A 13,867-nucleotide genomic window follows, 5' to 3' on the forward strand; every position below is an offset into this window, starting at 1 on the left:
CCTAGGCCCGCTTGCGGGCTTCCTCGTCCACGAGGTCCTTCTTCGAGAGCTTGCCCACGGCAGTCTTGGGCAACTCGGCGCGAATCTCGAGCGCGCCGATCATCTCGTGCTTGCCCAGGCGGTTCTTCAGGAAAGACTTGAGCGTGTCGAGCGTGAGTTCTTCCGCGCCGTCCTTGAGCTTCACGAAAGCTTTCGGCGATTGCCCGCGGTACTCGTCGGGCACACCGATCACGCAGACCTCGGCCACCGACGGGTGTTCGTACACCGCCTCTTCGAGCACGCGCGGGTACACGTTGTAGCCGCCGCACAGCAGCATGTCCTTGGTGCGGTCGACGATGTACAGGTAGCCGTCGGCGTCCATCTTCGCGACGTCGCCGCTGCGGAAGTAGCCGTCGGCCGTCATCGACTCGGCGGTGGCCTTCGGGTTGTTCCAGTAGCCCTTCATGACGTTCGGCCCTTGCACGCACAGCTCGCCGGGCTCGCCGAACGCGGTCACGTCTTTCGTCGGGTCGTCCAGGCTCACGAGCTTGATGCGCACGCGCGGCAGCGGCATGCCGCACGAGCCCGCCTTGCGCACGCCGCGCGCGGGCGTGAAGGTGCCCACGGGCGAGGTCTCGGTCATGCCCCAGCCTTCGTTGAGGTGGCAGCCGGTGAGTTCGAAGAAGCGCTGCTCCACCTCCACCGGCAACGGCGCGCCGCCCGAGCCGCAGAACTTCAGCGAACGCAGGTCCATCTCTTTGGCCTTGGGGTGCGAAAGGATGGCGGTGTACATGGTCGGCACGCCGGGGAAGACGCTGATCTTGCTGGCCGCGAGTTCGTTCATCACCGCGTCGACATCGAAGCGCGTGTGCAGCACCAGCGCCGCACCCAGGCGCACGCCCAGCAGCATCGCGGCGCTGAGCGCGAAGATGTGGAACAGCGGCAGCACGACCAGGAAGCGCTCCTTGCCTTCGTCGAGGATGGGCGGCTCGCCGCGCGTCGATTCGTAGTACTGCGCCGAAGCCGACGTGAGGTTGGCGTGCGTGAGCATCGCGCCCTTGGGCAGGCCGGTGGTGCCGCCGGTGTACTGCAGCACGACGATCTCTTCGGCCAGGTCGCCGAGCGGGTAGGTCTGGTGCGTGCCTTCGCTCTGGAGCAGGTCGGTGAAGCGCATGTGGCGCGCGTCCACCGGCACGGGCGCGATCTGGCCCGCGGCCTGCAGTTGGGCCTGCACCTTGTCGCCCGCTGCGCCGTAGTCGCCGAGGCTGCCGACCACCAGCGTCTTCAGGCGCGAGCTGTCGAGCAGGCGCGCCATCAGCGGGTAGAGGTTCACGAGGTCGAGCGTGACGAGGATGTCGGTGCGGCTGTCCTCGATCTTGTGGGCCAGCACGCGCTCGGCGTCCAGGGGCGAGTAGTTCACCACCGTGCCGCCGGCTTTCAGCACGGCGAAGAAGGCGATGGGGTAGTGCGGCGTGTTCGGCAGGTACAGGCCGACGTGCACGCCCGGCTTCACGCCCAGGTCCTGCAGGCCCTTGGCGGCGCGGTCCACCGCGTCGCCGAGCTGGCGGTAGCTGAGCGACTGGCCCATGAACTCGACGGCCGAGTGGTCGGGCCAGCGGGCGACCGCCTCGTCGAGCATCTGCTGCACAGGCTTGACGGGCAGCTCGGCGTCCCAGCGCATGCCGGGCGGGTAGTTGCGCGTCCAGGGGGTGGGGTCGCCAGAGGGGGAAGGGGTCGCCATGCGTGGTGTCTCCGCTGTGTTTCGGGTCACTGTAGCGCCGGCCTTTCGCATCGTGGAGTGCGGGCTGACAAGCCGGCGACACGGGTTTTCCCGATTTCCCACACGCCGGATGCCCCTGTCGCCGGGCTGGGACAATGGCGGGCTTATGGCAAAACAACGGATCGTGGTCGGGCTGAGCGGCGGGGTGGACTCCGCGGTCACCGCGCACCTGCTCAAGCAGCAGGGGCACGAGGTGGTCGGCATCTTCATGAAGAACTGGGAAGACGACGACGACAGCGAGTACTGCTCGTCGAACGTCGACTTCATCGACGCCGCCAGCGTGGCCGACGTGCTGGGCATCGAGATCGAGCACGTCAACTTTGCCGCCGACTACAAGGACCGCGTGTTCGCCGAGTTCCTGCGCGAATACAAGGCCGGCCGCACGCCCAACCCCGACGTGCTGTGCAACGCCGAGATCAAGTTCAAGGCCTTTCTCGACCACGCCATGCGGCTGGGCGCCGAGAAGATCGCCACCGGCCACTACGCCCGCGTGCGCCTGAACGAGGCCACGGGCCGGCACGAGCTGCTCAAGGGGCTCGACAACTCGAAGGATCAGAGCTACTTCCTGCACCGCCTGAACCAGGCGCAGCTGTCCAAGACGCTGTTCCCGGTCGGCGAGCTGCACAAGACCGAGGTGCGCCGCATCGCGGAAGAAATCGGCCTGCCCAATGCGAAGAAGAAGGACTCGACCGGCATCTGCTTCATCGGCGAGCGGCCGTTCCGCGACTTCCTGAACCGCTACATCTCGAAAGAGCCAGGCCCGATCAAGGACGACCGCGGCCGCAAGCTCGGCGAGCACCAGGGCCTGAGCTTCTACACGCTGGGCCAGCGGCAAGGCCTGGGCATCGGCGGCGTGAAGGAGAAGGGCGCACAGCGCGGCGCGGGCGACCATTCGCCCTGGTTCGTCGCGCGCAAGGACGTCGAGAAGAACACGCTGTGGGTGGTGCAGGGGCACGACCATCCGTGGCTGCTGTCGACCGAACTGAAGGCGGACGACGCGAGCTGGGTGGCGGGCGAAGCGCCCGTGGCCGGCAGCTACGGATCGAAAGCCCGCTACCGGCAGGCCGATGCGGCCTGCGAGATGGCCGAGGGCGCCAACGGTGCGTTCAGCCTGCGCTTCGGTGCGCCGCAATGGGCGGTCACGCCGGGACAGTCGGCGGTGCTGTACGACGGCGAACGCTGCCTCGGGGGCGGCGTCATCGTCTGAGCCTTGCGGCAGCTGATCAGCGCGGCTGCCGCACGCCGTCTTCGGTGTGGATCAGCGTGAGCGGGTGGCGCTTGCCGGCGAGGTAATCCTCGATGCAGCGCAGCAGCAGCGGGCTGCGGTGGCGCGCCACGCTGGCACGGATCTCGTCCACGGTCATCCACAGCGTGCGCACGATGCCTTCGTCGAGCGCGCGACCTGCTTCGCGTGCGCCCAGTTCGCCGGTGAAGGCGAAGCGCATGTAGGTCACGTCGGGCTGTTCGGCCGAGCGCGCCATGTAGACGCCGAGCAGCGCGGTCGGCGTGAAGGCGTGGGCTGTTTCCTCGAGCGTCTCGCGGATGCAGCCGTCCTCGGGCGACTCGCCGGGGTCGAGGTGGCCGGCGGGGTTGTTGAGCTTCAGGCCGTCGTCGGTCTGCTCTTCGACGAGCAGGAAGCGGCCGTCTTGCTCGATCACCGCGGCCACGGTGACATTGGGTTTCCAGCGTGTGGGCATCGTGGGCGCGAGTCTATCGACTATCGGCCGATCGCAGCACACCAGGCGCCGCGGGCCGGAGCGCTTCAGCGCAGGGCCGTGACCGCCTGCGTGTCGACTTCGATGGTTTCCAGCCGGTAGCCGAGGCCATAGACCGCCAGCAGCAGAAAACCGTTCGCGGGGCGCAGCTCGAGCTTGGTGCGCAGGCGCGACACGTGGGTGTCGAGCGAGCGCGACAGGGCTTCGACGCCCAGCCTCCAGACCGCTTCATGCAGGTGCTCGCGCGACAGCAGGCGCCCGAGGTTCTGGAACAGGAAGAGCGCGAGTTCGTATTCGCGGTTCTTCAGTTCGACCAGCGCGCCGTGGACCCGGATGGTGCGCGAGGGCGGAAAGAAGTGGTACGGGCCGAACACCAGTTCGGGCTCGTGCCGTGCGGGGTAGGAGCGGCGCAGCAGCGCGTTGATGCGGGCCTGCAGCTCGGTCGCGCGCAGCGGCTTGGCCATGAAATCGTCGGCACCGACATTGAGGCCCTCGACCAGGTCGGTGTCGTCGTGGCATTCGGTCACGAACAGGATGGGCATCCGGCTCTTGTAGTCCTGGCGGATCGTCCGCACGACGTCGGGGCCCTTCATGTCGGGCAGGCGCCAGTCGAGCACCAGCATGTCGAAGGTCTCGCGGCGCATCGCATGGAGCAGCGCCTTGCCACCAGGATAGGTGTGGCACTCGTGGCCGAGGCTCGCCATGGTTTGGTTGATCAACTGAAGCTGGTCCGGCTCAGTGTCGAGTACTGCAATTCGCATTCCATTCCCTTTTCCGCCCTGAGCCGATCTGTGTATGTGTCGGCAATATGAATCGAAGTGTATCTATCTGCGTCTTGGGTTTGGAGTGTCAATTGCCACTAATTCACCCAAATTGATTTGATCTATGTGATCCAATCGTTAATTGAGGTCAATTGATCTCAATTGATTGCATTCTGGGAATTCCGCCGGATCGCGCGGCCTACGGGTTTCAACCCATGCGGGCGGTGGGCGCCCAGAATCGCATCGATCCTCAATTTGCTATCAATTGAATAGCTATGAATTCAATGTGGGCGGGCATTGGCAGGCAATGTGCATGCAGCATCTTGGCGACAGTGAACGCTTGTAATCTTGCTGTAAGCTCTGCCCGCAATCCGTGCTGCCCCTTCCCCCTGAGGAGATCTCTATGTTGATAGGCGTGCCTGCCGAGACAGCGGCTGGCGAAACCCGAGTGGCCGTGACACCTGAAACGGTGAAGAAACTGGTCGCTTCCGGGCACATCGTTCGTGTTCAGTCGGGAGCCGGCGTTGCAGCCAGCGTCACCGATGCGGCTTACCAGACCGCCGGCGCGGAAATCACAGATCAGGCCGGGGCGTTCTCCGCCGACATGGTGCTCAAGGTGCGCACGCCCAGCGACGCCGAAGCGGCGCAGCTGAAGGCCGGCGCGGTCGTCATCGGCATGCTCAATCCTTTCGACGCGGCCGGCCTGCAACGCCTGGCCGCCGCGGGCGTCACCGGCTTCGCCCTCGAAGCCGCGCCGCGCACCACCCGTGCCCAGAGCATGGACGTGCTCAGCTCGCAGGCCAACATTGCGGGCTACAAGGCCGTGATGATCGCGGCCGACAAGTACCAGCGCTTCTTTCCCATGCTCATGACCGCCGCCGGCACCGTGAAGGCCGCCCGCGTCGTCATCCTGGGCGTCGGCGTGGCCGGCCTGCAGGCGATCGCCACGGCCAAGCGCCTGGGCGCCGTCATTGAAGCGTCGGACGTGCGTCCGAGCGTCAAGGAACAGATCGAGTCGCTGGGCGGCAAGTTCATCGAGGTGTCCTACGACACCGACGAAGAGAAAGAAGCCGCGGTCGGTGTCGGCGGCTACGCCAAGCCGATGCCCCCGAGCTGGCTCGCTCGCCAGCAGATCGAGGTCGCCAAGCGCGTCGCGCTGGCCGACGTGGTCATCAGCACCGCGCTCATTCCCGGCCGCGCCGCGCCCACCCTCATCACCGAGGAGATGGTCAAGTCGATGAAGCCGGGCTCGGTCATCGTCGACATCGCGGCCGGCAAAGGCCCTGATGGTGTCGGCGGCAACTGCCCGCTGTCGGAAGCCGACAAGACCGTGGTCAAGCATGGCGTGACCATCGTCGGCGAAACCAACCTCGCGGCGCTGGTGGCGGCCGACGCGTCGGCGCTCTATGCGCGCAACGTGCTCGACTTCCTCAAGCTCGTCGTCACGAAGGAAGGCGCGCTCCAGATCGACCTCGAGGACGACATCGTCGCCGCCTGCCGCGTCACGCAAGACGGCCAGGTCACGCGCAAGTAAGAGCAGGCTGCCTTTCATGAATCGCACCATGCTCCGCGCGAAGCTGCATCGCGCCACCGTGACCGAAGCCGACCTGCACTACGAAGGCTCGTGCGGCATCGACGAAGACCTGCTCGACGCGGCCGACATGCGCGAGTACGAAAAGATCGAGCTGTACAACGTCAACAACGGCGAGCGCTTCTCGACCTACATCATCAAGGCGGCGCGCGGATCGGGCGCCATCTCGCTCAACGGCGCGGCGGCGCGCAAGGCGCATGTGGGCGACCTGCTCATCATCTGCACCTACGCCCCCATGACCGAGGCCGAAGCCGCGGACTACAAGCCCAAGGTGGTGCTGCTTGGCGATGCCAACCGCATCAACGAAGTCAAGAAGCTCTGACAGAGCCCAAGACCCAGAGACCGAGACCGAACGAGGAGAAGAAAACACCATGGAAATCGTTTCGCACACCGTCATCAACCTGACCATCTTCGTGCTGGCCATCTATGTCGGCTACCACGTGGTCTGGACCGTCACGCCCGCGCTGCACACGCCGCTCATGGCCGTGACCAACGCCATCTCGGCCATCGTGATCGTGGGTGCCATGCTGGCCGCCGCGCTCACCACCACCCCGCTGGGCAAGACCATGGGCGTGCTCGCCGTGGCGCTGGCCGCGGTGAACGTCTTCGGTGGCTTCCTGGTCACGCGCCGGATGCTCGAGATGTTCAAGAAGAAAGACAAGAAGGCCGCCCCCAAGGCTGTTGAGGGAGTCGCCAAGTGAGCATGAACCTCGTCACGCTGCTGTACCTCGTTGCCAGCGTCTGCTTCATCCAGGCCCTGAAAGGCCTCTCGCATCCCACCACCTCGATCCGCGGCAACGTCTTCGGCATGACCGGCATGGCGATCGCCGTGCTGACCACCATCGCGCTGGTCCACGGGCAGGCGCGCGCGCTTAACGTCGACTTCACCACCGGCATCGCCTGGGTGCTGGCCGCCGTCGTGGTGGGTGGCGGCCTGGGCGCCTTCATGGCCAACAAGGTCGAGATGACCAAGATGCCCGAGCTGGTCGCCTTCATGCACAGCATGATCGGTCTGGCCGCGGTGTTCATCGGCGTGGCCGCGGTGGCCGAGCCCTGGGCCTTCGGCATCACCGCCGCGCCCGTGGCGGCCGTCATCGGTGCGCGCACGCCCGACGGCGCCGTGCTCTTCGAGGGCTTCGTGCGCCACGGCATTCCTTACGGCAACCGGCTCGAGCTGTTCCTGGGCGCGGCCATCGGCGCCGTCACCTTCAGCGGCTCGGTCATCGCCTTCGGCAAGCTGTCGGGCAAGTACAAGTTCCGCCTGTTCCAGGGCGCACCGGTGCAGTTCAAGGGCCAGCACATGCTGAACCTGGTGCTGGGCCTGGCGACCATCGGCCTGGGCCTGGTGTTTGTGGCCACCGAAAGCTGGCCGGCGTTCTTCGCGATGCTGGCGCTGGCCTTCGTGATGGGCGTGCTCATCATCATCCCGATCGGCGGCGCCGACATGCCGGTGGTGGTGTCGATGCTCAACAGCTACTCGGGCTGGGCGGCGGCCGGCATCGGCTTCAGCCTGAACAACGCGATGCTGATCGTGGCCGGTTCGCTGGTGGGCTCTTCGGGCGCGATCCTGAGCTACATCATGTGCAAGGCCATGAACCGCTCGTTCTTCAACGTGATCCTGGGCGGCTTCGGCGGCGAGGCGACCACGGCCACCAGCGGCGACAAGGAACAGCGCCCGGTCAAGAGCGGCAGCGCGGACGACGCGGCCTACATGCTGTCCAACGCCGAGACGGTGATCATCGTTCCGGGCTACGGCCTGGCGGTGGCCCGTGCCCAGCACGCCGTGAACGAACTGGCCGAGAAGCTCACGCACAAGGGCATCAAGGTGAAGTACGCCATCCACCCCGTGGCTGGCCGCATGCCTGGCCACATGAACGTGCTGCTGGCCGAGGCCGAGGTGCCCTACGACCAGGTGTTCGAGATGGAGGACATCAATGGCGAGTTCGCGCAGGCCGACGTGGCGATCATCCTGGGCGCCAACGACGTGGTGAACCCGGCCGCGCTCACCAAGGGCAGCCCGATCTACGGCATGCCCATTCTGGAGGCCTACAAGGCCAAGACCGTCATCGTGAACAAGCGCTCCATGGCGGCGGGCTATGCGGGCCTGGACAACGAACTCTTCTACATGGACAAGACCATGATGGTCTTTGGCGATGCGAAAAAAGTAGTGGAAGATATGGGCAAGGCCATCGAATAGGCCGAAGGTCCGCGCCCGCGATGCGGGCCAGATCGTCGCGGCGCCTCACGTGCGCCGTTTTCGTTTTAAAAAACTCATCCGACTCCGAGGAGACACATCCATGACCGAACGCCCCTGGCTCAGCAGCTACCCGCAAGGCGTACCCGCCGACATTGACGCGTCGCACTACCCGTCGCTGGTGGCGCTCATGGAGGAGAGCTTCACCAAGTACGCCGACCGCACGGCCTACAGCTTCATGGGCAAGGACGTCAGCTACGCGGAGACCGACAAGCAGAGCAAGTCTTTCGCCGTGTACCTGCAGGGCCTGGGCCTCGTGAAGGGCGACCGCGTCGCCGCGATGATGCCCAACTGCCCGCAGTACCCGATCGCGGTGGCCGCCATCCTGCGCGCCGGCCTGATCCTGGTGAACGTGAACCCGCTGTACACGCCGCGTGAACTCGAGCACCAACTGAAGGACTCGGGCGCCAAGGCGATCATCATCATGGAGAACTTCGGCACCACGCTGCAGCAGTGCATCGCGGCCACGCCGATCAAGCACATCGTGCTGGCCTCCATGGGCGACCGGCTCGGCTTCCTGAAGGGCGCGCTCGTCAACTACGTGGTGCGCAACGTCAAGAAGCTGGTGCCGCACTTCAGCCTGCCGGGCGCCGTGCGCTTCAACGACGCGCTCGACAAGGGCGCGAGCGGCAAGCTCAAGCCCGTGGCCATCGGCCCCGACGACGTGGCCGTGCTGCAGTACACCGGCGGCACCACCGGCGTGTCGAAGGGCGCGGTGCTGCTGCATCGCAACGTGATCGCCAACGTGCTGCAGTCCGAAGCCTGGAACGAGCCCGTCATGGCCAAGGTGCCGGCCAATGAGCAGCCCACCAGCGTGTGCGCGCTGCCGCTGTATCACATCTTCGCGTTCACGGTCGGCATGATGCTGAACATGCGCACGGGCGGCAAACTGATCCTCATCCCGAACCCGCGCGACATTCCCGGCGTGCTGAAAGAGCTGTCGAAGCACACGATCCACAGCTTCCCGGCCGTCAACACGCTGTTCAACGGGCTGGCGAATCACCCCGACTTCAACACCGTCAACTGGAAGAACCTCAAGGTCTCGGTCGGCGGCGGCATGGCCGTGCAGGCCGCGGTGGCCAAGCTCTGGCTCGAAAAAACCGGCTGCCCGATCTGCGAAGGCTACGGCCTCTCGGAAACCTCGCCCTCGACCACCTGCAACCCGACCAACAGCACCGCCTACACCGGCACCATCGGCCTGCCGCTGCCGAGCACCTGGCTCAAGCTGCTCGACGACGACGGTAACGAAGTGCCGACCGGCGAGCGCGGCGAGATCGCCATCAAGGGCCCGCAGGTCATGGCCGGCTACTGGCAGCGCCCCGACGAAACCGCCAAGGTCATGACGCCCGACGGCTACTTCAAGAGCGGCGACATCGGCGTGGTCGACGAGCGCGGCTACTTCAAGGTGGTCGACCGCAAGAAGGACATGATCCTGGTGTCGGGCTTCAACGTGTACCCGAACGAGATCGAAGACGTGGTGTCGATGCTGCCCGGCGTGCTCGAATGTGCCGCCGTCGGCGTGCCCGATGACAAGACCGGCGAGGCCGTGAAGCTCGTCATCGTCAAGAAGGACCCGGCGCTCACCGAAGCGCAGGTGCGCGAGTACTGCCGCGCCAACCTCACGGGCTACAAGCAGCCGCGCGTGATCGAGTTCCGCACCGACATGCCCAAGACCCCGGTGGGCAAGATCCTGCGGCGCGAGCTGCGGGATAGCAAGAAGTAGTAAGGGTTCCGCCCGGGTGGGGCCGGGGCATCGATCTTGCATATTCGCGGGTCGATGCTCAGATTCATCTATGTCCGCCTAGGCTTGCTCGTGCCGACCTTCATCGGCATGACGCTGCTGGCCTTCTTTCTCATCCGGCTGGTGCCGGGTGACCCCATCGAGACCATGGCCGGCGAGCGCGGGATCGACCCCGCGCGCCACGCCGAGCTGCGCACCGCCATGGGCCTGGACAAGCCCCTGCTCGTGCAATACGGCATCTACATCGGCCGCGTGCTGCAGGGCGACCTGGGCAAGTCGCTCATCACGCAGGACACCGTGATGAGCGAGTTCCTCGCGCTCTTTCCCGCCACGGTCGAACTCGGCGTGTGCGCGATTCTTTTCGCGCTGCTGCTCGGCCTGCCGGCCGGCATCGTCGCGGCGGTGCGGCGCAATTCGATCTTCGACCACGGCGTGATGGCGACATCGCTCACCGGCTATTCGATGCCGATCTTCTGGTGGGGCCTGCTGCTGATCCTGTTCTTCTCGGTGCAGCTGGGCTGGACGCCGGTGTCGGGCCGCATCTCGGTGCAGTATTTCGTCGAGCCGCAGACCGGCTTTTTGTTGATCGACGCGCTGCGCGCCGGCGAGACCGACGCCTTCTGGTCGGCGCTGCACCACCTCATTCTTCCGGCCATCGTGCTGGGCACCGTGCCGCTGGCCGTGATCGCGCGCATGACGCGCTCGGCCATGCTCGAGGTACTGGGCGAGGACTACATTCGCACCGCGCGCGCCAAGGGCCTGTCGCGCTTTCGCGTGGTGGGCCTGCATGCGCTGCGCAACGCGCTGATCCCGGTCGTGACTGTGATCGGCCTGCAGATCGGCGTGCTCTTCACCGGCGCGATCCTGACCGAAACCATCTTCTCCTGGCCCGGTGTCGGCAAGTGGCTCATCGAGGCCATCGGCCGGCGCGACTACCCCGTGTTGCAGGGCGGCATGCTGCTGCTGGGCGGCATCGTGATGCTGCTCAACCTGCTGGTGGACATCGCGTACGGCGTCATCAACCCGCGGATCAGGCACTGAGTCGATGACGAGCAACACCCACGCAGTCTCCCCCGGCTCGCAGGCCGCGGCACCTCCCGGCCCCTGGCGCGAGTTCTGGACCGCCTTCTCGGCGAACCGCGGCGCGGTCGTCGGCCTCGTCACCATCGTGGTGCTGCTGCTGGTGGCGCTGTTCGCACCGTGGATTGCACCGCACGCACCGAACGAAACCAACGCCGCCGCCTTCCTCAAGCCGCCGGCGTGGCAGGAGGGTGGTTCGTGGAGCTATCTGCTCGGCACCGACGCCATCGGGCGCGACATCCTGTCGCGGCTCATGCACGGTGCGCGGCTGTCGCTGTCGATCGGTGTCGCGGTGGTGGCGCTGTCGGTGGTGGTGGGCGTGGTGCTCGGGCTCGTCGCCGGCTTCTTCCGTGGCGTGCTCGAGATCACGATCATGCGGATGATGGACATCATCCTCACGATGCCCAGCCTGCTGATGGCCATCGTGATCGTCGCGATCCTCGGGCCGGGGCTCGTCAACGCGATGCTCGCGGTGGCCATCGTCGTGTTGCCGCATTACGTGCGCATCACGCGCGCCACCGTCATCGCCGAGGTCTCGCGCGACTACGTGACCGCCGCGCGCGTGAGCGGCGCCGGCACGCTGCGCCTGATGTTCCGCGAGGTGCTGCCCAATTGTTCGGCGCCGCTGATCGTGCAGGCCTCGCTCGGCGTCTCGACCGCCATCCTCGATGCGGCGGCGCTCGGCTTCATCGGGCTTGGTGCGCAGCCGCCGTCGCCCGAGTGGGGAACGATGCTGGCCGATGCGCGCGAGTTCGTATTGCGCGCGTGGTGGGTCGTCACCTTCCCGGGGCTTGCGATTCTTGCGGCGGTGCTGGCCTTCAACCTGCTGGGCGACGGGTTGCGCGATGCGCTCGACCCCAAGCTCAAGCGCTGACGCAAAGGAAAGAACCGATGCCTTTGCTGGACATCAAGGACCTGCACGTCGAGTTCCCCACGCAAGGTGGCGTGATGCACGCCGTCGACGGCGTGAGCCTCACGCTCGAAGAGGGCGAGGTGCTCGGCATCGTCGGTGAATCGGGCTCGGGCAAGAGCGTCACGATGATGGCGCTCATGGGCCTCGTCGGCTACCCGGGTCGCGTGCGCGCGGACCACATGCGTTTCGCGGGCAAGGAGCTGCTCGGCATCTCCGACAAGGCGCGCCGCACGCTGGTCGGCAAGGAGGTCGCGATGATCTTCCAGGAGCCGACCACCAGCCTCAACCCCTGCTTCACCATCGGCTTCCAACTCATGGAAACGCTGCGGCTACACCTGAAGCTCGACAAGCGCGAGGCGAAGAAGCGCGCCACCGAGTTGCTCGAACAGGTCGGAATTTCCGCCGCATCGTCGCGCCTGGGAAGCTACCCGCACCAGCTCTCGGGCGGCATGAACCAGCGCGTGATGATCGCGATGGCCATTGCCTGCAACCCGCGCCTGCTGATCGCCGACGAGCCGACCACCGCGCTCGACGTGACCATCCAGGCGCAGATCCTCGACCTGCTGCGCGACCTGCAGAAGGAGCGCGGCATGGCGCTCGTGCTCATCACGCACAACATGGGCGTGGTCAGCGAGATGGCGCAGCGCATCGCCGTGATGTACGCGGGGCAGGTGATGGAGCACCAGCGCGTCGATCGCTTGTTCGCGTCGCCTCAGCACCCCTACACCGAGGCCTTGCTCGCGGCGCTGCCAGAGCGTGCCGCGCCCGAGGGGCGGCTCGCGACCATCAGCGGCGTGGTGCCCGGTGTGCACGACCGGCCCGCGGGCTGCCTGTTCGCACCGCGCTGCGGCTACGTCACCGAGCGTGCCTGCCAGGTGCGACCGGCGCTGCGTGCGTGGCAGGGCGCCGAGGTGCGCTGCCACTTTCCGCTCGGCGAGCCGGGGCGCGCCGAAGCCATCGCGCAAGACCCGCCGCGCGCTGCCATCGCGGAGGTGCTGCCATGAGCGACGTGTCGCCGGAGATCGTCGCCGAGGCGCGCAACCTGCAGCGCACCTACGACGTGCGGCGCGGGCTGTTCCGTGCGCCGGCGCAACTGCGCGCCGTGGGCGACATCTCGTTCCGCCTCGAACGCGGCCGCACGCTCGCTGTGGTGGGCGAATCGGGCTGCGGCAAGTCGACGCTCGCGCGCATGGTCGCGCTGATCGAGAAGCCCACCGCCGGTCAACTGACGCTGATCGGCGCCGATGCGGTGAGTCCGCCGCATGAGCGCAAGCGCGAGCTGCGCCAGGCGGTGCAGCTGGTGTTCCAGAACCCATACGGCTCGCTCAACCCGCGCAAGAAAATTTCGGCGGTGCTCGAAGACCCGCTGGCCATCAACACCACGCTGAGCAAGCCCGAGCGCGCCGACAAGGCGCGAGAGATGCTGGCCCGCGTCGGCCTGCGCCCCGACTACGCCAACCGCTACCCGCACATGTTCTCGGGCGGCCAGCGCCAGCGCATCGCCATTGCGCGTGCGCTCATGCTGTCGCCGCGCCTGCTGGTGGCCGACGAGCCGGTGTCGGCGCTCGACGTGTCGATCCAGGCACAGGTGCTGAACCTGTTGGCCGACCTGCAGGCCGAGCTGGGGCTGGCCTACCTCTTCATTTCGCACGACCTCGGCGTGGTGCGCCACATCGCGCATGACGTGCTCGTGATGTACCTGGGCCATGCGGTGGAGCACGGGCCCAAGTCGCGCATCTTTGCGCGGCCGCTGCATCCGTACACGCAGGCGCTGCTGGCCTCGACGCCGGGCCTGAGCAGCCAGCGCATCGTGCTCAAGGGCGAGTTGCCGTCGCCGCTGAACCCGCCCACGGGTTGCGTCTTCAGCACGCGCTGCCCGCACGTGCAGCCGCGCTGCCGCGAGGAGCGCCCCGCGCTGCGCGTGCTCGACGAACGGCTGGTGGCCTGCCACTTCGCCGAGCAGTTTCTCGATGGCGCGCCTGTCGTGCGCGCCGATGGTCCCGTGCTCGCCGCTTCCTGAAGAGTGAAGTGGCGATTTTTTCAACCCTGTCTC

Annotated in this window: 13 protein-coding genes; 10 read left to right on the forward strand and 3 right to left on the reverse strand. The window is 66.5% G+C overall.

The genetic code is table 11. The annotated features are described in order from the left end of the window. Position 1 precedes the first annotated feature (1 nt). Positions 2 to 1,720, reverse strand: coding sequence for a long-chain-fatty-acid--CoA ligase (locus tag IG196_RS00970; protein WP_192194581.1), 1,719 nt, complete (start codon positions 1,718 to 1,720; stop codon positions 2 to 4). Between the two features lie 145 nt (positions 1,721 to 1,865). Between IG196_RS00970 and mnmA the strand changes: the two genes are divergently transcribed. Continuing rightward, entirely contained in the window at positions 1,866 to 2,966 is a 1,101-nt protein-coding gene (gene mnmA / locus IG196_RS00975) for a tRNA 2-thiouridine(34) synthase MnmA (protein ID WP_192194583.1), read from the forward strand. Positions 2,967 to 2,982: 16 nt separating this feature from the next. On the opposite strand, the gene IG196_RS00980 is transcribed toward mnmA, so the two are convergent. Beyond that, positions 2,983 to 3,456, reverse strand: coding sequence for an NUDIX hydrolase (locus IG196_RS00980; protein ID WP_192194584.1), 474 nt, complete (start codon positions 3,454 to 3,456; stop codon positions 2,983 to 2,985). A gap of 65 nt (positions 3,457 to 3,521) precedes the next feature. Then, a complete protein-coding gene (locus IG196_RS00985) occupies positions 3,522 to 4,235 on the reverse strand; it encodes a response regulator transcription factor (RefSeq protein WP_192194586.1) in 714 nt (237 codons plus the stop codon). 403 nt (positions 4,236 to 4,638) lie between these two features. On the opposite strand from IG196_RS00985, the gene IG196_RS00990 reads away from it, so the two are divergent. The 9 genes from IG196_RS00990 (at position 4,639) to IG196_RS01030 (ending at position 13,834) form a co-directional block, all read left to right on the forward strand. Next, positions 4,639 to 5,769 carry a Re/Si-specific NAD(P)(+) transhydrogenase subunit alpha gene (locus IG196_RS00990; RefSeq protein ID WP_192194588.1) on the forward strand — a complete coding sequence of 377 codons (1,131 nt, stop codon included), beginning with the start codon at positions 4,639 to 4,641 and terminating at the stop codon, positions 5,767 to 5,769. A gap of 16 nt (positions 5,770 to 5,785) precedes the next feature. Further along, positions 5,786 to 6,148, forward strand: a complete 363-nt coding sequence (gene panD / locus IG196_RS00995) for an aspartate 1-decarboxylase (protein WP_062481508.1) — start codon at positions 5,786 to 5,788, stop codon at positions 6,146 to 6,148. Between the two features lie 49 nt (positions 6,149 to 6,197). Further along, positions 6,198 to 6,527 carry an NAD(P) transhydrogenase subunit alpha gene (locus tag IG196_RS01000; protein ID WP_192194590.1) on the forward strand — a complete coding sequence of 110 codons (330 nt, stop codon included), beginning with the start codon at positions 6,198 to 6,200 and terminating at the stop codon, positions 6,525 to 6,527. Then, a complete protein-coding gene (locus IG196_RS01005) occupies positions 6,524 to 8,023 on the forward strand; it encodes an NAD(P)(+) transhydrogenase (Re/Si-specific) subunit beta (protein WP_101493362.1) in 1,500 nt (499 codons plus the stop codon). Before IG196_RS01000 ends, IG196_RS01005 begins: the two co-directional genes overlap by 4 nt. A 100-nt stretch (positions 8,024 to 8,123) precedes the next feature. Further along, positions 8,124 to 9,803, forward strand: coding sequence for a long-chain-fatty-acid--CoA ligase (locus IG196_RS01010; protein ID WP_101493361.1), 1,680 nt, complete (start codon positions 8,124 to 8,126; stop codon positions 9,801 to 9,803). Between the two features lie 54 nt (positions 9,804 to 9,857). Continuing rightward, on the forward strand, positions 9,858 to 10,862 hold the full coding sequence (locus tag IG196_RS01015; RefSeq protein ID WP_192194591.1) for an ABC transporter permease subunit: 1,005 nt from the start codon (positions 9,858 to 9,860) through the stop codon (positions 10,860 to 10,862). 4 nt (positions 10,863 to 10,866) lie between these two features. Beyond that, the gene (locus IG196_RS01020) at positions 10,867 to 11,775 is read left to right on the forward strand and encodes an ABC transporter permease subunit (RefSeq protein ID WP_192194593.1); all 909 of its coding nucleotides are present in this window, start codon (positions 10,867 to 10,869) and stop codon (positions 11,773 to 11,775) included. A 17-nt stretch (positions 11,776 to 11,792) separates the two neighbouring features. Continuing rightward, complete coding sequence (locus IG196_RS01025) at positions 11,793 to 12,818, forward strand: ABC transporter ATP-binding protein (protein WP_192194594.1); 1,026 nt, start codon at positions 11,793 to 11,795, stop codon at positions 12,816 to 12,818. Continuing rightward, the gene (locus IG196_RS01030) at positions 12,815 to 13,834 is read left to right on the forward strand and encodes a peptide ABC transporter ATP-binding protein (RefSeq protein WP_192194595.1); all 1,020 of its coding nucleotides are present in this window, start codon (positions 12,815 to 12,817) and stop codon (positions 13,832 to 13,834) included. Before IG196_RS01025 ends, IG196_RS01030 begins: the two co-directional genes overlap by 4 nt. The last annotated feature ends 33 nt before the right edge of the window (positions 13,835 to 13,867 follow it).

The organism is Variovorax sp. 38R (assembly GCF_014843395.1).
Lineage (GTDB): Bacteria > Pseudomonadota > Gammaproteobacteria > Burkholderiales > Burkholderiaceae_C > Variovorax > Variovorax paradoxus_H.

What these genes read in the sequence shown, in the direction of transcription:
- IG196_RS01015 (WP_192194591.1), top strand. Translation starts at nt 9,858, where the DNA reads ATGCTCAGATTCATCTATGTCCGCCTAGGCTTGCTCGTGCCGACCTTC.
- IG196_RS01010 (WP_101493361.1), top strand. Translation starts at nt 8,124, where the DNA reads ATGACCGAACGCCCCTGGCTCAGCAGCTACCCGCAAGGCGTACCCGCC.
- IG196_RS01020 (WP_192194593.1), top strand. Translation starts at nt 10,867, where the DNA reads ATGACGAGCAACACCCACGCAGTCTCCCCCGGCTCGCAGGCCGCGGCA.
- IG196_RS01030 (WP_192194595.1), top strand. Translation starts at nt 12,815, where the DNA reads ATGAGCGACGTGTCGCCGGAGATCGTCGCCGAGGCGCGCAACCTGCAG.
- IG196_RS00970 (WP_192194581.1), bottom strand. Translation starts at nt 1,720, where the DNA reads ATGGCGACCCCTTCCCCCTCTGGCGACCCCACCCCCTGGACGCGCAAC.
- IG196_RS01000 (WP_192194590.1), top strand. Translation starts at nt 6,198, where the DNA reads ATGGAAATCGTTTCGCACACCGTCATCAACCTGACCATCTTCGTGCTG.
- IG196_RS01025 (WP_192194594.1), top strand. Translation starts at nt 11,793, where the DNA reads ATGCCTTTGCTGGACATCAAGGACCTGCACGTCGAGTTCCCCACGCAA.
- IG196_RS00985 (WP_192194586.1), bottom strand. Translation starts at nt 4,235, where the DNA reads ATGCGAATTGCAGTACTCGACACTGAGCCGGACCAGCTTCAGTTGATC.
- mnmA (WP_192194583.1), top strand. Translation starts at nt 1,866, where the DNA reads ATGGCAAAACAACGGATCGTGGTCGGGCTGAGCGGCGGGGTGGACTCC.
- IG196_RS00990 (WP_192194588.1), top strand. Translation starts at nt 4,639, where the DNA reads ATGTTGATAGGCGTGCCTGCCGAGACAGCGGCTGGCGAAACCCGAGTG.
- panD (WP_062481508.1), top strand. Translation starts at nt 5,786, where the DNA reads ATGAATCGCACCATGCTCCGCGCGAAGCTGCATCGCGCCACCGTGACC.
- IG196_RS00980 (WP_192194584.1), bottom strand. Translation starts at nt 3,456, where the DNA reads ATGCCCACACGCTGGAAACCCAATGTCACCGTGGCCGCGGTGATCGAG.